We start from the raw sequence: 26,512 nt of genomic DNA on the forward strand, positions 1-26,512 counted from the left end.
CGCAGATAAGCTGCGGCCAGAAGGAAGGGTTACTCTTTTTGCGTCGCCACGCGGGAGCTGAACGACGTCGCGCCTGCCGTCTCGCGATCTTCCCGCGCCAACCAGCGATAGGTCACGCCGCCGAGGAAGACGCCGATGAACCAGCTGAAGTTCGCCACCTCATGCAGGGCCGGAATAAAGCTAATCACCAGTCCCACGGCAACGGATGGGATCAGCGCGCCAATGGCTTTCGGATTAAAGCCGTTGCGGTACCAGTATTTGCCCTTAGGCGTGTCGTCGAACAGATCGTCGACCGACACCTTGCCGCGTTTAATCAGGTAGAAGTCGGCAATCAGAATGCCGAACAGCGGGCCGATGAACGCCCCGAGCACATCCAGGGTGTAGTGGATAAGCTCCGGCGAGTTGAACAGGTTCCACGGGGTGAGCAGGATCGAGCCGACGGCGGCAATCATCCCCCCGGTGCGGAAGCTGATTTTCTGCGGCGAACAGTTAGAGAAATCAAACGCCGGGGAGACGAAGTTCGCGACGATGTTGATCCCGATGGTGGCGGTGATCATCGTCAGCAGGCCAATCGCCACTGCCAGATCGTTGCCCACGCGGCTGACGGTTTCAATCGGGTCGGTGATCATGCGGCCAAACAGCGACTGGGTGCCGGAGACAATGACCACGGTGACGATGGAGAACAGCAGGAAGTTAAACGGCAGGCCCCAGCGGTTGCCGCGGCGGATCTCGCCCATGCTTTTGCCGTAGCGGGAGAAGTCGCCAAAGTTGAGCAGCGGGCCGGAGAAATAGGAAACCACCAGCGCGGTCGCGGTGATCATCTGCCAGGTCTGCTCGCCCGCGCTCAGGGATTTGCTGGCGAGGGTGAAGGAAATGCCGTCAAAACCGGTCTTGTATACAATCCAGCCTGCAAGGGCCAGCATCACCACGTAGACCGCCGGACCGGCGATATCAATAAAGCGCTTGATGGCGCTCATGCCGTGCCAGAAGACCATCGCCTGCAGTACCCACATGATGGCAAAGCAGATCCAGCCCAGATGCGACAGGCCCAGGAACGCGCCGGTGGTAAGCGAAGAGAGAGACGTCCAGAACTTCAGCGCCACCAGCATCAGGGCGTTGGCGGCCAGATAGGTCTGAATGCCGTACCACGCGAAGGCAATCAGCCCGCGGATCACCGCCGGAATATTGGCCCCGAAGACGCCAAACGCCTGACGGCTGATCACCGCGTAAGGCACGCCCGCCATCTGGCTCGGTTTGGCCACCAGGTTGGCGCACAGCTGCACGATGCAAATCCCCACCAGCAGGCAAAGCAGCACCTGCCAGCTTGCCAGTCCGAGCGTAAAGAAGCTCGCGGCGACAACATACCCCCCCATGCTGTGGACGTCCGACATCCAGAACGAAAAGATGTTGTACCAGCTCCAGTTCTGGTCACGCGTCGGTGCCAGATCCTCATTGCAAAGACGTGGGCTGTAAACCGCACCGGAATCAGCGGCCGTACCCTGCTGCGCGTTTTGACTGTTTGGCATGAAACCTGCTCCTGTGAATGAAAACCCGTTGAGTGGGAGTGCAGACGGTATTGCAGGATCCAGGCCAAAATAATAAATCTTGTATGCAATATTTTATTTTTATGTATACGATTCGATAACGAAGAGTAAAAGACGGAGTGGTGAATGAACAACATAAACGCCCTGCAGACCGCGCCAGACCTGCATGACAAAGATGAATCGATCTTTCAGGCGCTGATGACCGCGATTGTCGAACATCAACTGCTGCCGGGGAGCAAACTGCCGGAAGAGGCGCTGGCCGAGGTGTTTGGCGTGAGCCGCACGGGCATCCGAAAGGTGCTGCAGCGACTCGCGGCTGTGCAAATGGTCACCTTAACGCCCAAGCGTGGTGCACACGTTGCCAGCCCGACGGTGGAAGAGGCGCAGCATATCTTCCGCACCCGCGCCCTGCTGGAGGTGGCCAACCTGCCGGACGTGCTGGTCCGCTGTCAGCCGCCGCACCTTGCCGCGCTGGAGGCCATTATTCGTCAGGAGCAGCAGGCGCACGAGGCGTACGACGGCCCGGCGGCGATCCGCCACTCTGCCAATTTCCACATTCAGCTGCAGGCGATCTCCGGCAACCAGGTGCTGACGGAGATGGTGACCAGCCTGAGCCAGCGCTCCTCGCTGGTGATTGCCACCTGGGGCGCGCCGTGGCGTCAGGGCTGTCGCTGCAACGATCACGAACAGCTTGTGGATCTGCTGCGTCAGAAAGCGCTCCAGCCGCTCAGCGATGCCTTAATGCACCATTTTGAACATATCATCGCCAGCCTCTGCTTCGAGCGGGCGGGCGAGTGCCTGCCTGATTTTGCCCGGCTGTTTGCCGGCCACAAGGAGTCGTAATGTCCTCTGTCTGTATACAAGTGATCAACCCCAACACCAGCCTCGCGATGACGGAAACCATCGGCGCGGCGGCCCGCGCGGTGGCGGCACCGGGGACGGAGATCCTCGCGGTCTGCCCGAGCGCGGGCGTGCCGTCTATAGAAGGCCACTTTGATGAAGCCATCGCCGCCGTGGGCGTTCTCGAACAGGTCAGGCTCGGCAGAGAGCAGGGCGTGGATGGTCACGTCATCGCCTGCTTTGGCGATCCGGGCCTGCTGGCGGCGCGCGAGCTGGCGCAGGGGCCGGTGGTCGGAATTGCGGAAGCCGCCATGCATATGGCGACGCTGGTGGCGACGCGCTTTTCAGTAGTCACTACGCTGCCGCGCACGCTGATTATTGCCCGTCATCTGCTGCACCAGTATGGCTTTCAGGATCGCTGCGCGGCGCTGCACGCTATCGATCTCCCGGTGCTGGCGCTGGAAGACGGCAGCGGTCTGGCGCAGGAAAAAGTGCGCGCGCGCTGTATACAGGCGCTGAAAGAGGACGGATGCGGCGCTATCGTGCTGGGCTGCGGCGGCATGGCGACGCTGGCGCAGGAGTTGACGCGCGAGCTGCGCGTGCCGGTCATCGACGGCGTCAGCGCGGCGGTGAAGATGGTGGAATCGCTGGTGGCGCTGGGGCTCTCGACCAGCAAGCACGGGGATCTGGCCTTCCCGGAGAAAAAAGTATTAAGCGGACAGTTTCAGGCATTGAATCCATTTTGAAGGTGAGGGGAGACGTAATGGCGCTTTTTGAACAGGATTACCCGCGGGATCTGCGCGGTTACGCAGGCAACCCGCCGCACGCGCGGTGGCCAAATCAGGCGCGCATCGCGGTGCAGTTTGTGCTCAATTATGAGGAAGGGGCGGAAAACCACGTTCTGCACGGCGATGCCGGGTCGGAGCAATTCCTGTCGGATATCATCGGCGCGGCCAGCTACCCGGATAAACACATGTCGATGGACTCCCTCTACGAATACGGCAGCCGCGCCGGATTCTGGCGGATCCACAATGAATTTCAAAAGCGCGGCCTGCCGCTGACGGTCTTTGGCGTGGCGATGGCGCTGGCGCGTCACCCGGAGATCGTCGAGGCAATCAAGGGAGCGGATTACGACGTGGTGAGCCACGGCTGGCGCTGGATACACTATCAGCACATGGATATCCAACAGGAGCGCGAACACCTGCACAAAGCGGTGCAAGTGTTGACTGACCTGTTCGGCAAGCCGCCAGCGGGCTGGTACACCGGGCGCGACAGCCCCAATACGCGTCAGCTGGTGGTGGAGCACGGCGGCTTCGACTATGACAGTGACTACTACGGCGACGACCTGCCCTTCTGGACGGAAGTGGCCTGCGGTGACGGCACCCGCAAACCGCACCTGATTGTGCCCTATACGCTGGATGCGAACGACATGCGCTTCGCCACCGCGCAGGGGTTTAACACCGCCGAGCAGTTTTATACGTACCTGAAGGACAGCTTTGACGTGCTATATGCAGAGGGCGAGAGTGCGCCGAAGATGATGTCCATCGGCATGCACTGCCGCCTGCTGGGGCGGCCGGGGCGTTTTCGCGCGCTGCAGCGGTTCCTGGATTACGTGCAGCAGCATGAGCGGGTGTGGGTTTGTACCCGCCAGCAGATTGCGGAGCACTGGCGGGAAGTGCATCCGTTTCAGAAATAATTGTGCCGTGTTTTGCCGGGTGGCGGCTGCGCCTTACCCGGCCTACAGGACGTCGCATGCCCGGTGATATTACGACATCAAACTCACCTGCGCCGCCACGATGCGCCACCCGTAGGCAAACCGCACCCACGTCTGCTGCTGGCGGCCAATGCGCTCCGTGCCCTCCCGGGTAAACTCGGTGCTGCATACGGCATAATCCTCACCGAAGGTGGTGATGACGGTGTGGCGCAACGTTCGCTGCAGCCCGGCGGACGGGCGCGTCGCGCGAAAGGCGCGGATTTCATCAATCCCGTACAGGTTTTCACCCGCCCCCAGACGCACCGTGTTTTTGTCGTGCCAGAACAGCTCGTCCAGCACCGCAACGTTGTTGCTGACCAGCGCGTCTTCATAGCGGTAAAACGTGGCGGTCACCTCGGCAACCACCCACGGCAGGTTAATGTCATCGTGATTCATCATGCGGCCACCTCCGCCGGGCGGGCATCGGCGATCCCACTCTCTTCCAGCACGCGCGCGACGCGCAGGCACGCCTGCTCGTTAAACGGCGCGGCAATCAGCTGCAGGCCAATCGGCGCACCCTGGGTGGTGCGCAGCGGAACGGTGGTCACGGGCAGGCCCAAAAATGATATCGGCTGGGTCAGCATCCCCATGCTGGCGCGAATGGGGAGCGGCTGGCCGTTAATCTCCATGGTCTGCTCACCCGCGAGCGTCGCACTGCGCGGCGTTGCCGGGGCGATCAGCACGTCGGCCTGCGCGAAGAGGGTTTTAAACGCCTGCCGGGCGTGCGCGCGAAACCGCTGGGCCTGAATGTACCAGGCGGAGGGGATCATCGCCCCGGCCAGCAGCCGTTCGCGGGAATGCGGCTCAAAACGCTCGGGCTCGCGGCGAAGCGCGGGCAGGTACTGGTTTCCCCCTTCGGAGGCGCTGATGATAAACGCTGCGGAGCGCGCCAGCTCGGCGTCCGGGAACTGCAGCTCATCCTGCACGTCGAGCGCCTTCGCCACCCGGGCCACGGCGTCTCTGGCATCCGCGTCGCACCAGGTGGTGAAGTAGCCGCCGAGCACCGCGCAGCGCAGGCCGTCAAGCCCGCGCTCAAGCAGGGGGCGCGTCTGCTCGCGCGAGCTCTCTGCCTGAAAACCGTCGCTGCTGTCCCGCCCCTGCAGCGCGTCATACACGGACGCCAGGTCGCACACGCGGCGGGCAAAGGGGCCGATATGATCCAGGCTCGCGACAAACGGATGGCTGCCGGATCGCGACAGGCGGCCAAAGGTGGGCTTCAGGCCATAGATGCCGCACAGGGAGGCCGGAACGCGAATCGAGCCGTTGGTGTCGGTGCCGAGCGAAAAGTGCACCAGCCCGGCGGCCACGGCGGCGGCTGAACCGCCGGACGACCCGCCCGCAATGCGCGCCAGATCGTGCGGGTTACGCGTCGTGCCGTAGTGGCTGTTTTCGGTAGTGAAGCCGTAGGCGTAGGCGTCCATATTTACCATCCCGGTCAGCAGCCCGCCCGCGCTGCGCAGCTGGCGCACTGCGAAGCTGTCAGCGGCCGCGGCGGGCCGCTGGCTGAACAGCTTTGCCCCGGCGAGGGTGGTGTGACCGGCAACGTCGAACAAATTTTTTACCGCGTAGGGCACGCCCGCCAGCGGCGGCAGGGGGCGCTTCTCGCGGCGCAGAGTGTCGATACTCTCGGCCTCGGCGAGCATGCGTTCTTCCGTCACGGCGGTCCAGGCGTTGATCTGCGGGTTAACGCGCGCAATTGCCTCCAGCGTCTGGCGAGCAATCTCGCGGGCGCTCAGCTCGCCTGCGCTCAGCGCATGCTGGATCGCGCTGATACTCATCTCGTGTAGCCTCATGCTTTGTATACTCCTGCGATCTCCAGACGGTCATCGAGCGGCAGCGCCATCAGCGGGGCGGCCAGGGCGGCAATGCGGCTGAACTGCAACTGCAGCTCGGCACGGCGGGCATCGTCCAGCGTCACGCCGAGCACGGACTCCATTTGCGCAAGATACGCATGCCAGTCGGGTTGTTGTGTCGTCATTTTTTCTCCTCAGAATCCGGCGGCCGCGCCGTTGCTGCGCGGGTCAAATGCCCCTTCGAACAGCCCGTTGGGGTGGCGGACAATCGCGCCCGCGTGGCCCATCGCTTCACTGAAGTCCGGGAACATTTCTACCTCATGTCCCCGCGCGCGGAGCTGCGAGACCGTCTCAGCGCTAAAGCGCCCTTCAAGTTTTAACGTGTCCGAGGTTTGTCCCCAGGTGCGACCCAGCAGCCAGCGCGGGCGGGAAATGCTTTCCTGTAAAGGCACGCCCTGAATCGCGTAGCGGGTAAAGAGCGCGGCCTGGGTTTGCGGCTGTCCGTCGCCGCCCATCGAGCCGTAGACCATCACGCGTCCGTCATTAAGACGTGCCGCCGCCGGGTTCAGGGTATGGAAGGGCTGCTTGCCCGGCGCGAGGGCCAGAAGATGATCGGGATCGAGGCTGAAAGACGCGCCGCGGTTCTGCCAGACGATGCCGGTGTCGGGCAGCACCACGCCGCTGCCGAACTCGTGATAGATACTCTGGATAAACGACACGGCGAGCCCGCTGTTATCCATCACCCCCATCCACACCGTATCGCCGGGGCCTTTACCGGTACCCCACGGCGCGGCGCGGCCGTCGTCAACCCTGTTGGCAAGCGCCTGCAGAGCGGCAGGATCCAGCAGTTTCTGAACATCGGTTTTCAGCTCGCGCGGGTCGGTGATGTGGGCATCGCGCAGGCCAAAGGCCAGCTTGGTAGCTTCAACGATGCGGTGAATGGTGTCGGCATCGTCGGCCTCCGCCATGTTCAGCCGATCGGTGATGCCGAGTATCGCCAGCGAGACCAGCCCCTGCGTCGGCGGGGCGTGGTTAAAGATCTCCCCCTGCTGGTGCTGCAGCCTCAGCGGCGAGGTGCGCCGGGCAGCGTGCGCGTGTAAATCGGCCAGCGTCACGGGCAGGCCCAGCGTCTCCATGCCGTGCGCCAGTACGTCCGCCAGCGGGCCTCGATAAAAGCTGTCCAGACCGTCTTCCACCAAACGCGTCAACGTCGTGGCTATGGCGGGCTGGTAAAAACGGCTCCCGACCTGCGGCGGCTTACCGTCCACCAGCCAGGTTTCCGCGAAGCCGGGGACGGCCTTCAGTTCGTCGAATTTACTGGCCGTGGCATGAGCCTGAGAGGCCGTGACCGGGGTGCCGTTCTGCGCATAGTCAATGGCGTCGGCCAGCAGGCGAGCCAGCGGCAGCGCCTTGCCGGTCATCTCGCGCGAAACCTTCAGCGCCTCGTCCCAGCCGCTCACCGTACCGGCGACGGTCAGCGCCGCACGGGGTCCGCGATGGGGGATATGCGCCAGACCGTCGTAGGCGGCGAGCGTTGCCAGCGATCCCGCCGCGCCGCTGGCATCAATGGTGACAGGTTCGCCTTCCGGCGGCACGATAAGCCAGAAGCCATCGCCGCCCAGCCCGTTCATGTGCGGGTAAACCACGGCAATGGTGGCCGCCGCGGCGACCATTGCCTCTATCGCGCTGCCGCCTTCGCGCAGCACCGCCAGCGCACTCTGGCTGGCGAGATGGTGGGGCGCAACGGCCATGCCGTGCGTGGAGACATTACTTTGCATGAAGCATCCTCGTAACCCTGAAAGTCACAAGGTGCTGCAAAAGCTGTTCCAGTTCTGAAAGAAAAGTTTCAGTAAACTGGCACGTATAATGAATACGCAGAATAAAAGGTACAATGTGATGAAACAAAAGTTACAGAGGCGCTATGGAACAGTTAGATGAACGTCTGAAAGCACAGTACCCGTCGCTGTCGCCGCAGGAGCAGCGGGTGGCGGATTTTATTTTCGATCATTTTGACGACCTGATTAGCTACAACAGCGCCGAGCTGGCGCAGCTGAGCGGGGTGTCGAAAGCCACGGTCAGCCGCCTGTTTAAGCGTCTGGGCTATGAGAAATATAAGGACATGCGCGACGAGCTGCGCACCCTGCGCCAGAGCGGGATGCCGCTCACCGATAACCGCGATGCGGTGCAGGGCAATACGCTGCTGGCGCGCCACTATAAGCAAGAGATGGCGAACCTGACCCAGTGGGTCAATGCCCTCGACGCGCAGCAGTTTGCCGACGCCATGGCCTGCATGGTGAAGGCGCGGCGCATCGTCATTATCGGCATGCGTAACGCCTATCCGGCGGCGCTGCACCTGCGCCAGCAGCTGCTGCAGGCGCGCGGTCAGGTGATGGTCCTGCCGCAGCCGGGGCAGAGCCTGAGCGAAGAGCTGGTGGATTTAACGCCGAACGATCTGGTGGTAATGATGGCCTTTCGCCGCCGCCCGCGCATTATCCGCCCGCTGATGCAGCAGCTTCAGAGCAGCGGTATTCCGGTGCTGCTGATGTGCGAGCCGCAGGCTCACAGCCTGTTTCCGCTGGCGAGCTGGCAGCTCTGCGCCCCGCTGGACAGTGTCTCGGCCTATGACAGCTACTCCTCGGTCAACAGTCTGATCAACCTGCTGGCGAATGCCTTCCTGCATGAAATTCTCGATAAAGGCCGTCCGCGCATTCACGACATTGCCTCCCTCTACCAGCAGCTGGACGAACTCGAACAACGATAATGGGGCATCAGGCTGGTGCTTTGCATTGAAATGGTGCAGCCAGACGGGGCGAAAATGGAGAGCATTTTCGCCCCGTCCGCGTTTTATCAGGCTTTACAAGAATATTCCCCGCTTCGCCTTATCTGGCACATTAGTTGCAAAATCACATTCAAAGAATCTTTTGTTTCATGTTAACGTTACGGGGAAGCACCATGAAAAAATTGTTGATTGCACTGGCCGGGGCCGCATGCCTCTTCACACAGCTGCCGGCAAAGGCTGACCAGCTTCAGGATATCGAGAAGCGCGGCACTATCCGCATTGCCGTTCCGCAGGACTTCCCGCCGTTTGGCTCGGTGGGGACCGATCTGCAGCCGCAGGGCTATGACATCGACATGGCGCGCTATCTGGCCAAACAGATGAAGCTCAAGCTGCAGCTGGTGCCAGTGACCAGCGCCAACCGCGTGCCGTATCTGCAAACCGATAAGGTGGATCTGGTCATTTCAAGCCTCGGTAAAAACCCGGAGCGCGAGAAGGTGATCGACTTCAGCCGCGCCTACGCGCCGTTCTTCCTCGGCGTGTTTGGCCCGAAAGGCGCCGAGCTGAAAGACGCCGCCGCGCTGAGCGGAAAAACCATCGGCGTGACGCGCGGGGCGGTGGAGGACATGGTGCTGACCGGCCTGGCGCCGAAAGACGCGGACGTGAAGCGCTACGAAGACAACAACACCACGCTCTCCGCCTACTTCTCCGGCCAGGTGCAGTACGTGGCAACCGGCAACCTCGTGGTGGCGGCCATTTCGCGCCAGAACGCGGATAAAGCCCCGGTCCCGAGCTTTATGCTGAAAGACTCGCCGTGCTTTATTGGCCTGAAGAAAAACGAACCGGCCCTGAAGGCAAAAGTGGATGCGCTGATTGAGCAGGGCATCAAGGACGGCACGCTGAACGGCCTGTCTGAGCAATGGCTGAAGGCCCCGCTGCCGGCAAGCCTCGGCGTTTAAGGCTATGGCTGAGCAACTCGATTTTTCAGCGCTCTGGCCGTACTGGCCGGAGCTGCTGGCGGGGCTGTGGGTCACCGTTCAGCTGACGGTGATGGCGACCGTCGGCGGCCTGGCGATAGGGATTTTCGGGGCGGCGATCCGCAGCGGACGCACCACCTGGTTCAGCCGGCTCTGGGGCGCGTACGTGGAAATCATCCGCAACACGCCGTTTGTGGTGCAGCTGTTTTTCATCGTCTTCGGCCTGCCGAATCTGGGGCTGAAGATGACGGCGGGGGAAGCGGCGCTGCTGGCTATGGTGGTGAACCTTGGTGCCTACAGCACCGAGATTATCCGCGCGGGCATTCAGGTCACGCCGAAAGGGCAGTGGGAAGCCGGACGTGTGCTCGGCCTGACCCGTCTGCAGACCTTTATCCGCGTGGTGCTGCCGCCCGCGCTGCAGCGCATTTACCCGGCGCTGGTGAGCCAGTGCATCATCGTGATGCTCGGCTCGTCGGTGGTGTCGCAGGTCTCGTATGAAGAGCTGACCTTCGCCGCCAACCTGATCCAGTCCAGAACGTTTCTGAGCTTTGAGGTTTATCTGGTGACAACCGGCATTTACTTAGCGCTGTCGATTACCCTGCGCCAGCTGATGATGGCGGCAGGACGCAAATGGCTGGGGGTGCAGGCATGATGACCACCTTTACCGACTGGGACATTATTCGCAACCTGCTGCTGGCCGGGCGCTGGACGGTGCTGCTGTCGCTGGTGGCGTTCGTCGGCGGCGCGGCGGTGACGTTGCCGCTCCTGCTGCTGCGCCTGACGGGCGGGCGGGCGGTGAGGCGCATTATCCGCGGCTACATTGAGCTGTTCCAGGGCACGCCGCTGCTGATGCAGCTGTTCCTTGCCTTCTTTGGCGTGGCGCTGTTCGGCATCGACGTTTCGCCGTGGACCGCCGCCTCGCTGGCGTTAACCTTCTACACCAGCGCGTTTCTGCTCGATATCTGGTTTGGCAGTATTCGCGCCTTGCCGAAAGGGCAGTGGGAAGCCTCGCGCTGTCTAGGGCTGACCTTTGGCCAGACCCTGTTTCGCGTGGTCGCCCCGCAGGCGCTGCGCATCGGCATCGCCCCGACGGTCGGTTTTGCCGTGCAGGTGATCAAAGGCACCGCGCTGGCGTCGATTATCGGCTTTATCGAGCTGACCAAGGCCGGGACGATGCTGACCAACGTGACCTATCAGCCGTTTAAGGTCTTTGCGCTGGTGGCGCTGGGCTACTTTATTCTGTGTTATCCGCTGTCGCGCTACAGCCGCTATCTGGAGACGAAATTCAATGCCTCTCATCACCATTAATCAGGTGCAGAAGTACTACGGCGATAACCACGTGCTCAAGGGCGTCGATCTGGATATCGACATGGGCCAGGTGATCTCCATTATCGGGCGCAGCGGATCGGGCAAAAGCACGCTGCTGCGCTGCATCAACGGGCTGGAAGGCTATCAGGACGGCAGCATCAAGCTCGGCGGAATGACCATTACCGACCGGGATTCTCAGGCGCGTGAAATCAGCCGCTCGGTCGGGATGGTGTTCCAGAGCTTCAACCTGTTCCCGCACATGACGGCGCTGGAAAACGTAATGCTCGCCCCGCGTCGGGTGCTGAAGAAAAGCGCCGCCGAATGCCGCGAGCTGGCGCAGCGCATGCTGGAAAAAGTCGGCCTCGGTGACCGTCTGGATTACTACCCGTCGAGCCTCTCCGGCGGCCAGCAGCAGCGCGTGGCGATTGCCCGGGCGCTGGCGATGTCGCCAAAAGTTTTACTCTGTGACGAGATCACCTCCGCGCTCGACCCGGAGCTGGTGGGCGAAGTGCTCAGGGTGCTGGAGCAGCTGGCCGCCGAGGGGATGACGCTGATACTTGTTACCCATGAAATGAATTTTGCCCGCGAAGTGGGCGACCGCGTGGTGTTTATGCACCAGGGGAAAGTCTGGGAGCAGGGCGACAGCAAAACGCTGTTCGCCAACCCGCAGACCACGGAACTGAAGCAGTTCATCTCCTCCGTGCGCGGCCTCAACTGATAAGGACTGACTAATGGATATCGCACACTTTCCGCAAATCAACCCGCCCCAGCGCCTGCTGATGGGGCCGGGCCCGATCAACGCCGACCCGCGCGTGCTGCGCGCCATGTCGAGCCAGCTGATCGGCCAGTACGATCCGGCCATGACCCACTACATGAACGAGGTGATGGCGCTCTATCGCGGGGTGTTTCGCACCGAAAACCGCTGGACGATGCTGGTGGACGGCACCTCCCGCGCGGGAATTGAAGCTGTTCTGGTCTCCGCCATTCGCCCGGGAGATAAGGTGCTGGTGCCGGTCTTTGGCCGCTTTGGTCATCTGCTGTGCGAAATTGCCCGCCGCTGCCGCGCGGAAGTGCATACCATTGAGGTGCCGTGGGGCGAGGTGTTCACGCCGGACCAGGTCGAGGATGCGATTAAGCGTATTCGCCCGCGCCTGCTGCTGACCGTGCAGGGCGACACCTCCACCACGATGCTGCAGCCGCTCGCGGAGCTCGGTGCCATCTGCCGCCGCTACGACGTGCTGTTTTATACCGACGCCACCGCGTCCCTCGGCGGTAACGCGCTGGAGACCGACGCCTGGGGGCTGGATGCGGTGTCGGCCGGGATGCAGAAGTGCCTCGGCGGCCCGTCGGGCACGTCGCCGATCACCCTGAGCGCGCGCATGGAAGAGGCGATCCGCCGCCGTAAATGCGTCGAGGAAGGCATTCGCACCGACGCCCACCGCGACGGCGACGAGGAGATGATCTACTCCAACTACTTCGATCTCGGCATGGTGATGGACTACTGGGGGCCGGAGCGGCTGAACCACCACACCGAAGCCACGACCGCGCTGTTTGGCGCCCGCGAATGCGCGCGGCTGATCCTGCAGGAAGGGCTGGATAACGGCATCGCCCGCCACAGGCTGCACGGCGATGCGCTGCTGAAGGGCATTCAGGCGATGGGGCTGGAGACCTTCGGCGACCTGAAGCACAAGATGAACAACGTGCTGGGCGTGGTGATACCGCAGGGCGTCAACGGCGACCAGGTGCGCAAGCTGATGCTGGAGGATTTCGGGATTGAAATCGGCACCTCGTTTGGCCCGCTGCACGGCAAAGTGTGGCGCATTGGCACCATGGGCTACAACGCGCGCAAAGACTGCGTGATGACCACCCTGAGCGCGCTGGAGTCGGTGCTGAACTATCTGAAATTCACCACCACGCAGGGTGCCGCCATGCAGGCCGCGTGGGACCACTATCGCCGCGAGACGCCGCAATGAGCCCGGCGGCAGAACGGGTGATGGCGCGCGCCGACGCGCTGGCCGCCATCAGCGAAACCCCGGATGCGCTGACAAGGGTCTACCTCTCGGCGCAGCATCTGCAGGCCAACCAGCTGGTCGGAGAGTGGATGCGCCAGGCGGGTATGACCGTCTGGCAGGACAGCGTGGGCAATATCTGTGGACGCTATGAGGGCGTGCAGGAAGGGGCGCAGGCGGTGCTGCTCGGCTCGCATCTGGACACGGTGCGCAACGCCGGGCGCTACGACGGCATGCTCGGGGTGCTCACCGCCATCGAAGTGGTGGACAGCCTGCACCAGCAGGGGCTGCATCTGGCCCAGGCGGTCGAGATTGTCGGCTTTGGCGACGAAGAGGGCACCCGTTTTGGGATCACCCTGCTAGGCAGCCGGGGCATTACGGGCACCTGGCCGCAGGGCTGGCTGGAGACGTGTGATGCCAGTGGCATCAGCGTGGCGCAGGCGATGGTGCAGGCGGGGCTCGATCCCGCCCGCGTGGCGCTGGCGGCACGCCATCAGGACGATTTCAGCGCCTGTCTGGAACTGCATATCGAACAGGGACCGTGTCTGGAGCAGGAAGGTCTGGCGCTGGGCGTGGTGGAAGCCATCAACGGCGCGCGTCGCCTTAACTGCCGCTTCACTGGCGAGGCCGGGCATGCGGGCACCGTGCCGATGAACCATCGTAAAGATGCCCTGGCCGCCGCCGCCGAATGGATGGTGTTCATTGAACACGCGACCCTGCAGCAGGGCGGCAATCTGGTGGCGACGGTCGGTGAACTGCGCTGCCTGCCCGGTGCGGTCAACGTGATCCCCGGTGAGGTTGCGCTCTCGCTGGATATTCGCGGCCCGCAGGATGCCCCGCTGGACGCGCTCCTCGCGGAACTGCTGGCGCAGGCGCAAACCATCGCCGCTCGTCGCGGGCTGAGCTTCAGCGCCGAGGAGTTTTACCGTATCGCCGCCACGCCGTGCGATGCGCGTTTGCAGGATCTGCTGGGGCAGGCCGTTGAGTCGGTGCAGGGGCGCTCATTATCGCTGCCGAGCGGTGCCGGGCATGACACCATCGCGCTGGCAGAACGCTGGCCGGTCGGCATGCTCTTTGTGCGCTGCAAAGGGGGCGTCAGCCACCATCCGGCGGAATCGGTGATGGCTGAGGATGTTGCCCTGGCGATTGAGGCGTTTGGGCTAGCGGTGAGAAAACTGGCTGACGGTGGCGCGCGTTAAGCCACCGAACGCACCGCATCGTCGATATCCGCGCTCACCCGGACATCCTGCTCGTCAAAGACCATGCAGTGGCGATCGTCGAAGACCACGTCTATCTTCTGCCAGGGCGCGAACTTCACGTCGCCCGGCAGCAAGATCTTCACATTGTCATGGCCATAGCATTGCCCAAACAGGTAAGTATTGTTTCCCAGTCGCTCCACCACTTCACAGTTAAATTCCAGCCGCGTGCCGCGGTGAAGGTCGGTGGTTAAATGTTCCGGACGGATGCCCAGCGTGACCTGACTGCCCGGCTGCAGCGGTGTGGTGGTTATCGCGAGCGTGAGCGACTTCTGCTGTGATAGCCTGACGCTAAGCTTGCCCGGCTGCCAGGTTTCAACGGTCGCGGGGAGAAAGTTCATCTTCGGCGAACCGATAAACCCGGCGACAAACTTATTCGCCGGCTTGTAGTAGAGATCCATCGGCGCGCCCATCTGCTCCACCTTGCCGTAGTTCATGACCACAATTTTGTCGGCCAGGGTCATCGCTTCGATCTGGTCGTGGGTGACATACACCATGGTGGTTTTTAGCTCCTGGTGCAGGCGAGCGAGGTGCAGGCGCATCTCCACGCGCAGTTCGGCATCCAGGTTGGAAAGTGGCTCATCGAACATAAAGACGCGCGGGTTACGCACGATAGCGCGGCCAATCGCGACGCGCTGGCGTTGCCCGCCCGAGAGCTGTTTGGGTTTGCGGTCCAGCAGGTGGGAGAGCTGCAGCGTTTTGGCGACCATCTCGACCTGATGGCGGATCTGATCTTTCGGCACTTTATTCACCTTCAGCCCGTAGCCCATGTTTTCGGCCACCGTCATATGCGGATAGAGCGCGTAGGACTGAAAGACCATCGCCACACCCCGATGGGAAGGGGCGATGTCGTTCATTACCTCGTTACCGATCAGCACTTCACCCTCGCTTATCTCCTCCAGCCCGGCAATCATGCGCAGCATAGTGGATTTGCCACAGCCGGAAGGCCCGACGAATACGGCAAACTCACCGTCCTCAATATCAAGATTAACGTTGTGGAGCGTGACGGTGTCGCCAAAGCGCTTGGTGACATTCCTCAATTGTATGTTCGACATCAGTGTTCCCCAGGTAAATCGCCCAGCAAGTTTTACGTATAACAATTGTGTTCAACGTGGCCGGACGGTGCAATTTGTCTGCCTTGACTATAACTTCCAGCATTCATGCGCCCTATACAGATATTCCATTAATGTTATGACGATCACACAACTTACAGTTTTATGTAGAGTTATCATGATGTGAAGGGTAGCGTATAACAAACCAAAGGCATTTGGTGTCAGACGTACAACGCCAGTTTTATCAGGATATATAGCGGGGTTTGTAGGGCGTCAGATGCAATAACAGCCATAAAATTGTTATACCTTCACATGAGGTTGATAATGAAAAAGAACATACTCGCTGCTCTGATCCTCTCTACGCTCGCGGTACAGGCTCACGCCACCGCGCAGATTAACGTCTGGGAAGACATCAAGAAGTCGTCCGGTATTAAAGATGCGGTCGCGGACTTTGAAAAACAGTACGACGTTAAGGTCAACGTGCAGGAAACCCCTTACGCACAGCAGCTGGAAAAACTGCGCCTGGACGGCCCGGCAGGCATTGGCCCGGACGTGCTGGTCATTCCTAACGATCAGCTGGGCGGCGCCGTCGTGCAAGGGTTATTGACCCCCCTGAATCTGGAGGCTAAGCAGACCGAACAGTACACCCCGGCCTCGATTAACGCCTTCAAAATGGATAACACCCTCTACGGCGTGCCGAAAGCGGTTGAGACGCTGGTGCTGATCTACAACAAAGATCTCATCGACAAGCCGCTCAACTCGCTGCAGGACTGGTATGACTTTTCTAAAAAGCAGCGCGCAAAAAACCAGTACGGCCTGCTCGCCAAGTTTGATCAGATCTACTACAGCTGGGGCGCGATCTCCCCGATGGGTGGCTACATCTTCGGTCAAAACGGCAAAGGCGGCTATAACGCCAGCGACGTCGGCCTGAACAAGCCGGGTGCGGTAGAAGCCGTGACGTACCTGAAAAAATTCTACGCTGACGATATTTTCCCGGCCGGGATAGTCGGTGACAACGGCCTGAACGCTATCGACTCCCTGTTCACCGAGAAGAAAGCGGCTGCCGTGATCAACGGCCCGTGGGCGTTCCAGCCGTATGAAGCGGCAGGCATCAACTACGGCGTGGCGCCGCTGCCCACGCTGCCGGACGGCAAGCCAATGAGCTCCTTCCTCGGCGTGAAAGGCTACGTCGTTTCCACCTGGAGCAAGGACAAAGCGCTGGCGCAGAAATTTATCGAATTCATCAACCAGCCGCAGTACGTGAAAACCCGCTACGTGGCCACGCGGGAGATCCCGCCGCTGACCGCAATGATCGACGACCCGGTAATCAAGAACGACGAGAAGGCGAGCGCCGTTGCGGTGCAGGCCGCGCGAGCCACCGCCATGCCGGGTATCCCTGAAATGGGCGAAGTCTGGGGGCCGGCCAACGCCGCGCTGGAGCTGAGCCTGACCGGCAAACAGGATCCCAAAGCCGCGCTGGACAGCGCAGAGAAACAGGTCCAGATGCAAATCGAAGCCATGCAGGCCAGCAACCAGTAATTTTCTGACGTCGCAGAACGGGAGGCTGCTCTCCCGTTTTATTGAAAGGAGTTGTCTGTGAGTATCATCCCGGAAAATTTTGCCAGACCGCACGGGGCCGGGCGTCACGCCTGGACCGGCCTGCTGCTGGCGGTCATCCCCGGCTTCGGCCAGTTCTATCACCGCCAGTGGCTGAAGGGCGTTATCTTCCTGGTGCTGCTGGCCAGTTTTATCGGCGTTTTTGCCGATTTCCTGCGCGAAGGGCTGTGGGGGCTGGTGACGCTGGGGGAGGAAGTGCCGCGGGATAACTCCATCTTCCTGCTGGCAGAAGGGATCATTAGCGTACTGATCGCCGCATTTGGCGTGATGGTGTATTACCTGTCGATGCGCGATGCCTGGGTCAACGGTCGAAAACGCGATGAAGGGCTGGGGCTAAACAGCGTGCGTAAGCAGTATCAGATGCTGCTAAGCGACGGCTTTCCGTATCTGATGATCACGCCGGGCTTTATTTTGCTGGTGTTTGTGGTGGTTTTCCCGATCCTCTTCGGTTTTGCCATTGCCTTTACTAACTACAATCTTTACCACACGCCGCCGGCTAAGCTGGTGGACTGGGTTGGGTTTAAGAACTTCATCAATATTTTCACGCTCTCCATCTGGCGCTCAACCTTCTTTGACGTCCTGCAGTGGACGGTGGTCTGGACGCTGCTCGCCACCACGCTGCAATGTACCGTGGGCGTGCTGCTGGCTATTCTGGTGAACCAGAAAGACCTGCGCTTTAAGCCGCTTATCCGCACCATCTTCATTCTGCCGTGGGCGGTGCCGGGCTTTGTCACCATTCTGGTGTTTGCCGGAATGTTCAACGACTCTTTCGGTGTGATAAACAACGCCATTCTGGCCTTCTTCGGCATTGCGCCTAAAGCCTGGATGACCGATCCGTTCTGGACCAAAACGGCGCTGATCCTGATGCAGACCTGGCTCGGCTTCCCGTTTGTTTTTGCTATGACAACCGGCGTGCTGCAGGCGATCCCTGACGATCTGTACGAAGCGGCGACCATGGACGGGGCCAGCAGTGCGACCAAGCTGCGCACCATCACGCTGCCGCTGGTGCTGTACTCGATTGCGCCAATACTGATCACCCAATACACCTTCAACTTCAATAACTTCAACATCATCTACCTGTTCAACAACGGCGGGCCGGCGGTGGTGGGGTCCAATGCGGGTGGGACAGATATCCTGGTGTCGTGGATCTACAAGCTCACCATGTCGTCGTCGCAGTACGCGATTGCGGCGACCATCACTATCCTGCTGTCGATCTTTGTCGTCGGCCTGGCGCTGTGGCAGTTCCGCGCCACCAAATCTTTCAAAAACGACGACATGGCGTAAGGGACGTAACAATGGCTCAATCACAAAGTATTAAACGTGAGAAGTGGGTACGCCTCTCGCTCTCCTGGCTGGTTATCGTGCTGGTGTCGACGATTATCATCTACCCGCTGGTGTGGACGGTCGGCGCGTCGTTCAACGCGGGTAATAGCCTGCTCAGCTCCTCAATTATTCCTGAGAACTTTTCGGTGCAGCACTACGCCGACCTGTTTAACGGCCAGGTGAACTACATGACCTGGTACTGGAATTCGATGAAAATCAGCTTCCTGACCATGGTGCTGACCTTAATCAGCGTCAGCTTTACCGCCTATGCCTTTTCGCGCTTTCGCTTTAAGGGACGCCAGAACGGGCTGATGCTGTTCCTGCTCCTGCAGATGATCCCCCAGTTCTCGGCGCTGATTGCCATCTTCGTGCTGTCGCAGCTTTTGGGCCTCATCAACAGCCATCTGGCGCTGGTGCTGATCTACGTGGGCGGCATGATCCCGATGAATACCTACCTGATGAAAGGCTACCTCGACGCCATCCCAAAAGATCTGGATGAATCCGCGCGCATGGACGGGGCCAGTAATTTCCGGATTTTCATCGAAATTATCATGCCGCTATCGAAGCCGATTGTGGCGGTGGTGGCGCTGTTCTCCTTCACCGGGCCGCTGGGGGATTTCATCCTCTCCAGCACGATTCTGCGCACCCCGGATAAATACACTTTACCCATCGGGCTCTATAACCTGGTGGCGCAAAAAATGGGTGCCAGCTACACCACCTACGCGGCAGGCGCGGTGTTGATTGCGGTGCCGGTAGCGATCCTCTATCTGGCCTTACAAAAATACTTCGTCTCCGGCCTGACCTCCGGGAGTACCAAAGGATAATCATGAAAAGACTCAAACCTGCTTTACTTGCCGTTTGCCTCTCATGTGGCCTGGCCGCGAGCGCGTTTGCTGCGGACGGGGTGAAAACGCGTCCTTTTAACGCCATGCCCACGGACTTTATCAAGGGCGCGGATATTTCGACGCTGCTGGAAGCGGAACAACATGGCGCCAAATTTTATAACCAGAGCGGCCAGCAGCAGGACGCGATTGCTATCCTCAAAGCCAACGGCGTGAACACCGTGCGCCTGCGCCTGTGGGTTGATCCGCAGGATGCCGACGGCAACACCTACGGCGGCGGCAGTAATAATCTCGAAAACACCCTCGCGCTGGCGAAGCGCGTAAAGGCGCAGGGCCTGAAGCTGCTGCTCGATTTCCACTACAGCGATTTCTGGACCGATCCGGGCAAACAGTTCAAGCCAAAAGCCTGGGAGAAGATGGACTATCCGCAGCTGAAAACGGCTATTCATGACTATACCCGCGACACGATCGCCCGCTTTAAGAAAGAGGGCGTATTGCCGGACATGGTGCAGATAGGAAACGAAATTAACGGCGGCATGCTGTGGCCGGAAGGGAAAAGCTGGGGGCAGGGCGGCGGCGAATTTGACCGCCTGGCCGGGCTGCTCAACGCCGCGATTGGCGGGCTAAAGGAGAACCTGACCGACGGCGAGCAGGTGAAAATCATGCTCCATCTGGCCGAAGGCACCAAAAATGACACCTTCCGCTGGTGGTTTGATGAAATCACGAAGCGCGACGTGCCGTTCGATATCATCGGCCTGTCGATGTACACCTATTGGAACGGCCCGGTTAGCGCGCTGAAGGCCAATATGGATGACATCAGCAGGCGCTATAACAAAGACGTGATTGTGGTGGAAGCGGCCTACGGCTACACGCTGGAGAACTGCGATAACGCCGAGAACAGCTTCCAGGCCAAAGAAGAAAAGGACGGCGGCTATCCCGGCACCGTTCAGGGTCAGTACGACTATATTCACGATTTAATGCAGTCCGTTATTGATGTGCCTGACCGTCGCGGCAAGGGCATCTTTTATTGGGAACCGACCTGGATTACCGTTCCGGGCACCACGTGGGCCACCAAAACCGGCATGAAATATATCCATGACGAATGGAAAGAGGGTAATGCCCGCGAGAATCAGGCGTTATTTGATTGCCAGGGTAAAGTGCTGCCGTCAATAACGGTATTTAACTAGTTTTTATCTCCATTCAGGACGTTTTAAATATGAATAAATTTGCGCCTTTAAGTCCAAAGGTCGCGGCGTTATTGCATGGCGCCGACTATAACCCGGAGCAATGGGAGAATTACCCCGGTATTATTGAAAAAGATATCGCCATGATGCAGCAGGCGAAATGTAATGTCATGTCGGTGGGGATATTTAGCTGGGCGAAACTGGAGCCGCAGGAAGGAGAATATGATTTTGCCTGGCTGGACAGCATTATTGAAAAACTCTATGCGGCGGGCATTCATATATTTCTCGCTACGCCGAGCGGCGCACGTCCGGCATGGATGTCGAAAAAATATCCGGAAGTGCTGCGCGTCGGGCGCAACCGCGTCCCCGCGCTGCACGGCGGGCGTCATAACCACTGCATGTCGTCTCCGGTCTACCGCGAAAAGACGATGAAAATTAACAGCCTGCTGGCGGCGCGTTATTCGCATCATCCGGCGGTGCTGGGCTGGCATATCTCCAATGAGTACGGCGGCGAATGCCACTGTAGCCTGTGCCAGGAACGCTTCCGCGACTGGCTAAAGGCGCGCTACAAAACCCTCGACGCGCTGAACCATGCGTGGTGGAGTACCTTCTGGAGCCATACCTACACCGACTGGTCGCAGATTGAGTCCCCCGCGCCGCAGGGAGAAATGTCGATTCACGGCCTGAATCTCGACTGGCGCCGCTTCAATACCGCGCAGGTCACCGATTTTTGCCAGCATGAAGTGGCACCGCTGAAGGCCGCCAATGCCGAACTGCCGGTGACGACCAACTTTATGGAGTATTTCTACGATTACGACTACTGGCAGCTGGCGAAAGCGATCGACTTCATCTCCTGGGATAGCTACCCGATGTGGCACAAGGAGAAAGACGAAACGCAGCTGGCCTGCTATACCGCCATGTACCATGACATGATGCGCAGCCTGAAGGGCGGTAAACCCTTTGTGTTGATGGAATCCACGCCGAGCACCACCAACTGGCAGCCGACCAGCAAGCTGAAAAAGCCGGGGATGCATATTCTCTCCTCTATTCAGGCGGTGGCGCACGGGGCGGATTCTGTGCAGTACTTCCAGTGGCGTAAGAGCCGCGGGTCGGTGGAGAAATTCCACGGTGCGATTATCGATCACGTGGGGCATCTTGATACTCGCGTCGGGCGCGAAGTGACGCGTCTGGGGGAGATGCTGGCGCGTCTGCCTGAGGTGGTGGGGTGCCGCACTGACGCGCGCGTGGCCATTATCTTTGACCAGCAAAACCGCTGGGCGCTGGACGATGCCGAAGGCCCGCGCAACATGGGGCTGGAGTACGAAAAAACCGTCAACGAACACTATCGCCCGTTCTGGGAAAAGGGCATCGCGGTCGACGTCATCGACGCTGACGGCGATCTGAGCCGCTACGCGCTGGTGATTGCCCCCATGCTCTACATGGTGCGTGAAGGTTTCGCCGAGCGGGCGGAAGCCTTTGTGGCTGCGGGCGGGCATCTGGTGACGACCTACTGGAGCGGGGTAGTGGATGAGACCGATCTCTGCCACCTCGGCGGTTTCCCGGGCCCGCTGCGCAAGCTCCTCGGCATCTGGGCGGAAGAGATTGACTGCCTGGGCGAGGGGGAGCGAAACCTGGTTCAGGGGCTGGCGGGCAATGCGGCGGGCCTGCAGGGGCCGTATCAGGTCAGGCATCTGTGCGAGCTGATCCATACTGAATCCGCGCAGGCGCTGGCGACCTACCGGGATGATTTCTACGCCGGTCGCCCTGCGGTGACGGTCAACCGCTTCGGCAAAGGCAAGGCGTGGCACGTGGCGTCGCGCAACGACCTGCCGTTCCAGCGCGATTTCTTCGCCGGGATTATCGACGAGCTGGCGCTGCCGCGCGCAGTCGAAGGGGATTTCCCTCCGGGCGTGGTCGCGACGGCGCGCACGGATGGCGAAACCGCCTGGGTGTTTGTGCAGAACTACACGGCCCAGCAGCAGCTCATCACGCTGCCGCAGGGGTATACCGACTGTATGACCGACGCCGCCGCTGCGGGCGATACCGTGCTGCTGGCGTGGGACTGCCGGGTGCTTAGGCGTAAGGCGTAAGAACCGCCCGGCGGCGCTGCGCTNGTAAGCGCAGCGCCACCCGGCAACAAGGCACAAAACGCCTGCTCCCCGAGCGGGCATTTTTTTATCTGCATAACAGAGAGGCGTATTATGGACAGTCAAATTACCCAGCGTTTGATTCCGGCATTTGGCGGCGACGATAATATCGAGCACGTCGAAGCCTGTATTACCCGCCTGCGCGTGACGGTAAAAGATTTAAATAAGGTCGATTCACAGGCGTTACAGAATGAGGGGGCGCTGGGGGTGATTATTATCGGTCAGCAGGTGCACGCTATATTCGGCAGGCAGTCTGATACGTTACGGAAATTATTAGACGAACATTTTAATCAGTAAATATAAAAAAGGGATAGCCAAAGTAATGGCTATCCCAAAGCAGTAAAATAGACTGCAGGTTGCTGGAGATACGATAACGATTAACGCAAATTATGAATTAAGACTTACGACTTACCACCAGGCCTCGACCTGCACACCAAAGTTCCAGGTATTGTTGGCCGTGCCATCCTCGAAGGACTGCCCTTTTTCGGAGTCATTCAGATAGGAGGCGAACACGCGCAGTTCAGGACGTGACATAAACTCAGGGCCATCTGCCAGGCCCAGCGCGAGGGTGTACTTCTCGCCGCTCTGCTTGTACTTAGTGCCGTCGGTGTAAGTATCTTCCTGGTAGAATCCGCCCACTTCGCCAATCAGACGCACGTATTCGGTGAACTGATACTGTGCGCGCCCCACCAGCGATACCAGGCGTGATTTGTCCGTATACTGCGTGGTGTCGTCTGCCGAGCCCCATGTCAGGACGTGGTTAAAGGAGAACTTGTCGGTAATCGGAATTAAGCCGGTGTTAATCACGCGGTAGCCGGTGGCGTCGTTCACGTAGTTCCACATGTCGTACCAGCCCCCACCCTGTGACACCATGTTCTGGGCCAGACCTTTATTGGCGTACTGCAGCACCAGCTTGTTATAGCCGCCAAACATATCCTGGCTGATTTCACCGGTGACCATCACGCCGTTATCGGCCTCGTACAGCCCGCCGTACTCTTTCTGCTTGTTGGTCGGGTTTGGCATGGCGTAATCAATACCCACTTCCGTCCACGCGCCCGCCCACGGCTTCCAGCCCGCATAGCGAAGGTCGATGTAGTTGATGTTAACGTCGCTGTCGCCATCCACGCGGTAGTCCACGTCGTTGGCATCGCCGCGGATCCACGCAACGGAGACTGCGCCCGGGCCAAGCGTGTAGTTCTCGATACCCGCACCGGATCCGGAAATATTCCAGTATTTGGTATCAATGATGTGCAGGTCATGGCGCTGGTAGTAGCGCTTACCGCCCCAAATCACCGCATTGGGATCCCCAGGGATCAGCCCCTTGATCTGCAGGTTAAGCTGGCGCAGGCCGAACTGGGCATCGTCATCTAAGGTGGTTTCATTGTCGTTGGAGCCGTCTGAGACCATGCTCACCATGCTGTCGAGATAGAAACTGACGTCGTTCTTTTTGTATACCTCCGAGCCTAGCTCCAGCTCGCCGTAGGTGTCGGCCTCGTTACCCAGACGGCCAATTTTGTTTTTTTGCCACTCTTCCATCCCACCATCCCGTGAGACGCCCACGCCGGAGCGAAGATATCCATGAAAATCAATCGGTACTGAAGACGCTGCAAACAGCGAAGGCGATGCCAGCGCGGCAGCCAACGCAACAGATACAGAGCGGATCGTCGTGTTCATTGTAACCCTCTTATTGTTTTGTAATACGTTCACAAATCCGCTGTCATAAAATGCCTAAACCCGTTAACTGGCAATTACACGATCCGAAATGTGTGATTAACTGCAAATAAAATAGACAATTTTGTTACAGGTAATGAGATTGGACACAAATTATGGCATTGTGAGCGTCATACTTTTTGATGGGGTTATGTCCGCAGCGAGAGGGTGGTAAGCGTTTTTTTTCAGCACCCCTGTTACAATCAGCGCATAACAACATAAGGAACCGGACCATGAAGTCGAAAAGCGCAACGTTAGAGGACGTGGCACGCCATGCGGGCGTCTCCTATCAGACCGTGTCCAGGGTACTGAATAAATCTGCCAATGTATCCGACGCCACGCGCAGCAAGGTGGAGAAATCCATAGAGTTATTGCGGTATGTACCCAACCGACTGGCTCAGCAGCTGGTGGGCAAGCAGAGCCAGACCGTTGGGCTGGTGACCATTTCGCTGGCGCTGCACGCGCCTTCGCAGGTTGCGGCGGCGGTGAAACGCTATGCCAATGTGGAAGGCTACCAGGTACTGATCTCAATGATTGATGAGAACGTCAACCACAGCATTCAGGACTCCATCAACGAGCTGAAATCTCAGCTGGTGAGCAAAGTGATCATCAACGTGCCGCTGGAGGCTGAAGCGGCGCAGAAAATCGCCACCGACAACGATGACATTGTCTGCCTGTTCCTCGACGTGGACCCGTACAGTTCCGTGTTTAACGTTTCGTTTAACCCGGCGGACGGCACCCGCGCCAGCGTCAAATATCTTTACGAACTGGGTCATCGCGACATTGCCCTGCTGGCGGGACCGACGTCTTCCGTGTCGGCGCAGCTGAGGCTGAAAAGCTGGATCGAGACCCTGAAGGGCTACGGCCTGGAGCCGGCATCGGTCATTCGCGGCAACTGGGATGCGCAAAGCGGTTATTCGGGAGCGTTGCAAATGCTGCGGGAAACGGCGCAGTTTACCGCCGTGCTGGTGGCTAACGACCAGATGGCGCTCGGCGTGCTGAGCGCGTTCCATCAGCAGCAGATTTCAATTCCGGGCGAGAAGTCGGTGATTGGCTACGATGACACCTATGAAAGCTCGTTCTTCTACCCGGCGCTGACGACGGTATCGCTGGATTTAGATCTGCAGGGTAAAGAGGCGGTGCGCCGTATTCTCGACAGCGGTGAAGAGAATGCCCAGCGCATGTCCTCGATTTTACCTGCCCGTCTGGTGGTGCGTCAGTCCACCGGACCAAAAGGGGAGAAGGGGAAAAACCTGCAGGCGCTTGCCCAGCAGCTGCGTGAGATCGCGCATCAGCTCGGCGATGCGTAGCGAAGTGAGCACCTCAATCACGTGAATGAGGTGCTCGCAAGCTTACTCCAGCCCCAGCGTGTACTGGGCAATTTTGAAATAGATAATCAACCCGGTCCCGTCAATCAGCGTGGCGATAAACGGCGCGGACACCACGGCAGGGTCGATCCGGCAGCGCTTGAGCACCATCGGGATCACGGACGACACAATCGCGCTCCAGAGCGTGATACACACCAGCGTCAGGCTGACGATAAACGTGATCTCCAGGCCGATACCCATCATCCAGGCGCGGATACACCCGGCGATACCGAGCGTGGCGGCAATCATCAGCGAGGTGGTCATCTCTTTGCGCAGCACGCGCCCGACGTCGCGAAGGTGGACTTCTCCCAGCGCCATCGCGCGCACCAGCGTGGAGGTGATCTGCGTCCCGCTGTTGCCGCCCGTGCCAATCAGCAGCGGAATAAAGAACGCCAGCGCAATGGCGGACTCCAGCGCCTCCTCGAAATGTTGGATCACCGAGCTGGTATAGGCTTCCGCGACAAACAGCAGCAGCAGCCAGACGGAGCGTTTTTTCCACAGGCTAAAGGCGCTGGTTTCCAGATACGGCTTTTCCAGCGGCAGCGTTGCACCCTGAAGCTGCGCATCTTCGGTGACGTCATCTTCCAGCAGATGGGCGATCTCGCGCTCGGTCAGGCAGCCGACGAGCTTGCCGTGCGTGACCACGGGCACCACATCCGCCCCGGCGTGGGCCAGCACGCCTGCCACGTCCGCACGTTCATCTTCGGGTTTTACCTGAATAAATTCCGAAATCATCAGCGCCTTAACGGACTGCAGCGTATCGGTAGTCTGCAAAAGTTTGCGCACGGCAATCATGCCCGCGAGGCGGCCGTTATCTTCGATAAAAATATGCGATGGAATATCGTCGTCTTTTAATCTTTGAAAAAACTGCTCGCGCGCGAGGGCCACGCATAATGAAATATCAAGGACGATAAAGTCAGTATTCATATATTGCGCGATCGCGCTGTCATTGAATGCCAGATTTTGGTTGTGGATAGCGTAAGACATAGTGAATTCCCTTTGAATAATAACATC

Annotated in this window: 24 protein-coding genes and 1 pseudogene; 17 read left to right on the plus strand and 8 right to left on the minus strand. The window is 59.6% G+C overall.

Annotated features, from left to right (window positions below; translation table 11 throughout):
• Positions 1-29: 29 nt before the first annotated feature.
• Positions 30-1,526: an NCS1 family nucleobase:cation symporter-1 gene (locus tag ACTJJA_RS03715; protein WP_440666252.1), complete on the minus strand. Its 1,497-nt coding sequence runs from the start codon at positions 1,524-1,526 to the stop codon at positions 30-32.
• A gap of 144 nt (positions 1,527-1,670) precedes the next feature.
• Between ACTJJA_RS03715 and ACTJJA_RS03720 the strand changes: the two genes are divergently transcribed.
• The 3 genes and pseudogenes from ACTJJA_RS03720 (at position 1,671) to puuE (ending at position 4,080) form a co-directional block, all read left to right on the plus strand.
• On the plus strand, positions 1,671-2,387 hold the full coding sequence (locus ACTJJA_RS03720; RefSeq protein WP_440666254.1) for a GntR family transcriptional regulator: 717 nt from the start codon (positions 1,671-1,673) through the stop codon (positions 2,385-2,387).
• A pseudogene (hpxA, locus tag ACTJJA_RS03725) lies at positions 2,387-3,263 on the plus strand (allantoin racemase). The gene ACTJJA_RS03720 and the pseudogene hpxA overlap by 1 nt, the downstream one beginning before the upstream one ends.
• Complete coding sequence (gene puuE / locus ACTJJA_RS03730) at positions 3,181-4,080, plus strand: allantoinase PuuE (protein ID WP_440666569.1); 900 nt, start codon at positions 3,181-3,183, stop codon at positions 4,078-4,080. The pseudogene hpxA and the gene puuE overlap by 83 nt, the downstream one beginning before the upstream one ends.
• A gap of 69 nt (positions 4,081-4,149) precedes the next feature.
• Here puuE and hpxZ read toward each other — a convergent pair whose 3' ends face one another.
• From hpxZ to hpxW, 4 genes are read right to left on the minus strand one after another with little or no spacing between them, the layout of a single operon-like run.
• The gene (gene hpxZ, locus ACTJJA_RS03735) at positions 4,150-4,536 is read right to left on the minus strand and encodes an oxalurate catabolism protein HpxZ (protein WP_440666256.1); all 387 of its coding nucleotides are present in this window, start codon (positions 4,534-4,536) and stop codon (positions 4,150-4,152) included.
• Positions 4,533-5,930 (minus strand): AtzE family amidohydrolase, encoded by a 1,398-nt coding sequence (locus tag ACTJJA_RS03740; protein WP_440666258.1) that lies wholly within the window; start codon positions 5,928-5,930, stop codon positions 4,533-4,535. Before ACTJJA_RS03740 ends, hpxZ begins: the two co-directional genes overlap by 4 nt.
• Positions 5,927-6,115, minus strand: coding sequence for an oxalurate catabolism protein HpxX (gene hpxX / locus ACTJJA_RS03745; protein WP_237846920.1), 189 nt, complete (start codon positions 6,113-6,115; stop codon positions 5,927-5,929). The genes ACTJJA_RS03740 and hpxX overlap by 4 nt, the downstream gene beginning before the upstream one ends.
• A 9-nt stretch (positions 6,116-6,124) precedes the next feature.
• On the minus strand, positions 6,125-7,708 hold the full coding sequence (gene hpxW / locus ACTJJA_RS03750; protein ID WP_440666260.1) for an oxamate amidohydrolase: 1,584 nt from the start codon (positions 7,706-7,708) through the stop codon (positions 6,125-6,127).
• Positions 7,709-7,851: 143 nt separating this feature from the next.
• Here hpxW and hpxU point away from each other — a divergent pair, with 143 nt between their 5' ends.
• From hpxU to hpxK, 7 genes are all read left to right on the plus strand, one after another.
• Positions 7,852-8,691, plus strand: a complete 840-nt coding sequence (gene hpxU / locus ACTJJA_RS03755; protein ID WP_440666261.1) for a MurR/RpiR family transcriptional regulator HpxU — start codon at positions 7,852-7,854, stop codon at positions 8,689-8,691.
• Between the two features lie 191 nt (positions 8,692-8,882).
• On the plus strand, positions 8,883-9,665 hold the full coding sequence (locus ACTJJA_RS03760) for a transporter substrate-binding domain-containing protein (protein WP_440666263.1): 783 nt from the start codon (positions 8,883-8,885) through the stop codon (positions 9,663-9,665).
• A 4-nt stretch (positions 9,666-9,669) separates the two neighbouring features.
• The gene (locus ACTJJA_RS03765; RefSeq protein WP_440666265.1) at positions 9,670-10,335 is read left to right on the plus strand and encodes an amino acid ABC transporter permease; all 666 of its coding nucleotides are present in this window, start codon (positions 9,670-9,672) and stop codon (positions 10,333-10,335) included.
• The gene (locus tag ACTJJA_RS03770; protein ID WP_071787484.1) at positions 10,335-10,991 is read left to right on the plus strand and encodes an amino acid ABC transporter permease; all 657 of its coding nucleotides are present in this window, start codon (positions 10,335-10,337) and stop codon (positions 10,989-10,991) included. The genes ACTJJA_RS03765 and ACTJJA_RS03770 overlap by 1 nt, the downstream gene beginning before the upstream one ends.
• Positions 10,972-11,709, plus strand: coding sequence for an amino acid ABC transporter ATP-binding protein (locus ACTJJA_RS03775; RefSeq protein ID WP_119934775.1), 738 nt, complete (start codon positions 10,972-10,974; stop codon positions 11,707-11,709). Before ACTJJA_RS03770 ends, ACTJJA_RS03775 begins: the two co-directional genes overlap by 20 nt.
• Before the next feature lie 13 nt (positions 11,710-11,722).
• Positions 11,723-12,964, plus strand: coding sequence for a pyridoxal-phosphate-dependent aminotransferase family protein (locus ACTJJA_RS03780; protein WP_440666267.1), 1,242 nt, complete (start codon positions 11,723-11,725; stop codon positions 12,962-12,964).
• Positions 12,961-14,199 (plus strand): allantoate amidohydrolase, encoded by a 1,239-nt coding sequence (gene hpxK / locus ACTJJA_RS03785; RefSeq protein ID WP_440666269.1) that lies wholly within the window; start codon positions 12,961-12,963, stop codon positions 14,197-14,199. The genes ACTJJA_RS03780 and hpxK overlap by 4 nt, the downstream gene beginning before the upstream one ends.
• Here the strand turns inward: hpxK and ACTJJA_RS03790 are convergent.
• The gene (locus ACTJJA_RS03790; protein WP_440666271.1) at positions 14,196-15,311 is read right to left on the minus strand and encodes an ABC transporter ATP-binding protein; all 1,116 of its coding nucleotides are present in this window, start codon (positions 15,309-15,311) and stop codon (positions 14,196-14,198) included. The genes hpxK and ACTJJA_RS03790 overlap by 4 nt on opposite strands.
• A gap of 321 nt (positions 15,312-15,632) precedes the next feature.
• Between ACTJJA_RS03790 and ACTJJA_RS03795 the strand changes: the two genes are divergently transcribed.
• The 6 genes from ACTJJA_RS03795 (at position 15,633) to ACTJJA_RS03820 (ending at position 22,718) form a co-directional block, all read left to right on the plus strand.
• On the plus strand, positions 15,633-16,847 hold the full coding sequence (locus ACTJJA_RS03795) for an extracellular solute-binding protein (RefSeq protein ID WP_440666273.1): 1,215 nt from the start codon (positions 15,633-15,635) through the stop codon (positions 16,845-16,847).
• Positions 16,848-16,904: 57 nt separating this feature from the next.
• Positions 16,905-18,209, plus strand: coding sequence for a carbohydrate ABC transporter permease (locus ACTJJA_RS03800; RefSeq protein ID WP_024909615.1), 1,305 nt, complete (start codon positions 16,905-16,907; stop codon positions 18,207-18,209).
• 11 nt (positions 18,210-18,220) lie between these two features.
• Positions 18,221-19,072, plus strand: coding sequence for a sugar ABC transporter permease (locus ACTJJA_RS03805; RefSeq protein ID WP_042715482.1), 852 nt, complete (start codon positions 18,221-18,223; stop codon positions 19,070-19,072).
• A 2-nt stretch (positions 19,073-19,074) separates the two neighbouring features.
• Positions 19,075-20,277 carry a glycoside hydrolase family 53 protein gene (locus ACTJJA_RS03810; protein ID WP_440666276.1) on the plus strand — a complete coding sequence of 401 codons (1,203 nt, stop codon included), beginning with the start codon at positions 19,075-19,077 and terminating at the stop codon, positions 20,275-20,277.
• Between the two features lie 29 nt (positions 20,278-20,306).
• A complete protein-coding gene (locus ACTJJA_RS03815; RefSeq protein WP_440666278.1) occupies positions 20,307-22,364 on the plus strand; it encodes a beta-galactosidase in 2,058 nt (685 codons plus the stop codon).
• Positions 22,365-22,475: 111 nt separating this feature from the next.
• Positions 22,476-22,718, plus strand: coding sequence for a glucose PTS transporter subunit EIIB (locus ACTJJA_RS03820; protein ID WP_072250618.1), 243 nt, complete (start codon positions 22,476-22,478; stop codon positions 22,716-22,718).
• Positions 22,719-22,829: 111 nt separating this feature from the next.
• Here the strand turns inward: ACTJJA_RS03820 and ACTJJA_RS03825 are convergent, their stop codons facing one another.
• Positions 22,830-24,095, minus strand: a complete 1,266-nt coding sequence (locus ACTJJA_RS03825; protein WP_010429455.1) for a maltoporin — start codon at positions 24,093-24,095, stop codon at positions 22,830-22,832.
• Positions 24,096-24,364: 269 nt separating this feature from the next.
• On the opposite strand from ACTJJA_RS03825, the gene ACTJJA_RS03830 reads away from it, so the two are divergent.
• Positions 24,365-25,441 (plus strand): LacI family DNA-binding transcriptional regulator, encoded by a 1,077-nt coding sequence (locus ACTJJA_RS03830; RefSeq protein ID WP_010429458.1) that lies wholly within the window; start codon positions 24,365-24,367, stop codon positions 25,439-25,441.
• Between the two features lie 42 nt (positions 25,442-25,483).
• Here the strand turns inward: ACTJJA_RS03830 and ACTJJA_RS03835 are convergent, their stop codons facing one another.
• Positions 25,484-26,485, minus strand: a complete 1,002-nt coding sequence (locus ACTJJA_RS03835; RefSeq protein ID WP_440666281.1) for a magnesium transporter — start codon at positions 26,483-26,485, stop codon at positions 25,484-25,486.
• Positions 26,486-26,512 lie beyond the last annotated feature (27 nt).

Origin of the sequence: Enterobacter sp. 22452 (assembly GCF_052045065.1) — a bacterium.
Classification (GTDB): Bacteria; Pseudomonadota; Gammaproteobacteria; order Enterobacterales; family Enterobacteriaceae; genus Enterobacter; species Enterobacter mori.

Bases quoted from the DNA above. Each gene is read 5' to 3' on its own strand.
- ACTJJA_RS03780 (WP_440666267.1), top strand. From the start codon at position 11,723: ATGGATATCGCACACTTTCCGCAAATCAACCCGCCCCAGCGCCTGCTG.
- hpxU (WP_440666261.1), top strand. From the start codon at position 7,852: ATGGAACAGTTAGATGAACGTCTGAAAGCACAGTACCCGTCGCTGTCG.
- hpxZ (WP_440666256.1), bottom strand. From the start codon at position 4,536: ATGATGAATCACGATGACATTAACCTGCCGTGGGTGGTTGCCGAGGTG.
- ACTJJA_RS03720 (WP_440666254.1), top strand. From the start codon at position 1,671: ATGAACAACATAAACGCCCTGCAGACCGCGCCAGACCTGCATGACAAA.
- ACTJJA_RS03775 (WP_119934775.1), top strand. From the start codon at position 10,972: ATGCCTCTCATCACCATTAATCAGGTGCAGAAGTACTACGGCGATAAC.
- ACTJJA_RS03835 (WP_440666281.1), bottom strand. From the start codon at position 26,485: ATGTCTTACGCTATCCACAACCAAAATCTGGCATTCAATGACAGCGCG.
- hpxW (WP_440666260.1), bottom strand. From the start codon at position 7,708: ATGCAAAGTAATGTCTCCACGCACGGCATGGCCGTTGCGCCCCACCAT.
- ACTJJA_RS03820 (WP_072250618.1), top strand. From the start codon at position 22,476: ATGGACAGTCAAATTACCCAGCGTTTGATTCCGGCATTTGGCGGCGAC.
- ACTJJA_RS03825 (WP_010429455.1), bottom strand. From the start codon at position 24,095: ATGAACACGACGATCCGCTCTGTATCTGTTGCGTTGGCTGCCGCGCTG.
- ACTJJA_RS03765 (WP_440666265.1), top strand. From the start codon at position 9,670: ATGGCTGAGCAACTCGATTTTTCAGCGCTCTGGCCGTACTGGCCGGAG.
- ACTJJA_RS03830 (WP_010429458.1), top strand. From the start codon at position 24,365: ATGAAGTCGAAAAGCGCAACGTTAGAGGACGTGGCACGCCATGCGGGC.
- ACTJJA_RS03805 (WP_042715482.1), top strand. From the start codon at position 18,221: ATGGCTCAATCACAAAGTATTAAACGTGAGAAGTGGGTACGCCTCTCG.
- ACTJJA_RS03795 (WP_440666273.1), top strand. From the start codon at position 15,633: ATGAAAAAGAACATACTCGCTGCTCTGATCCTCTCTACGCTCGCGGTA.
- ACTJJA_RS03715 (WP_440666252.1), bottom strand. From the start codon at position 1,526: ATGCCAAACAGTCAAAACGCGCAGCAGGGTACGGCCGCTGATTCCGGT.
- ACTJJA_RS03810 (WP_440666276.1), top strand. From the start codon at position 19,075: ATGAAAAGACTCAAACCTGCTTTACTTGCCGTTTGCCTCTCATGTGGC.
- ACTJJA_RS03790 (WP_440666271.1), bottom strand. From the start codon at position 15,311: ATGTCGAACATACAATTGAGGAATGTCACCAAGCGCTTTGGCGACACC.
- hpxK (WP_440666269.1), top strand. From the start codon at position 12,961: ATGAGCCCGGCGGCAGAACGGGTGATGGCGCGCGCCGACGCGCTGGCC.
- ACTJJA_RS03740 (WP_440666258.1), bottom strand. From the start codon at position 5,930: ATGAGGCTACACGAGATGAGTATCAGCGCGATCCAGCATGCGCTGAGC.
- ACTJJA_RS03770 (WP_071787484.1), top strand. From the start codon at position 10,335: ATGACCACCTTTACCGACTGGGACATTATTCGCAACCTGCTGCTGGCC.
- ACTJJA_RS03815 (WP_440666278.1), top strand. From the start codon at position 20,307: ATGAATAAATTTGCGCCTTTAAGTCCAAAGGTCGCGGCGTTATTGCAT.
- hpxX (WP_237846920.1), bottom strand. From the start codon at position 6,115: ATGACGACACAACAACCCGACTGGCATGCGTATCTTGCGCAAATGGAG.
- ACTJJA_RS03760 (WP_440666263.1), top strand. From the start codon at position 8,883: ATGAAAAAATTGTTGATTGCACTGGCCGGGGCCGCATGCCTCTTCACA.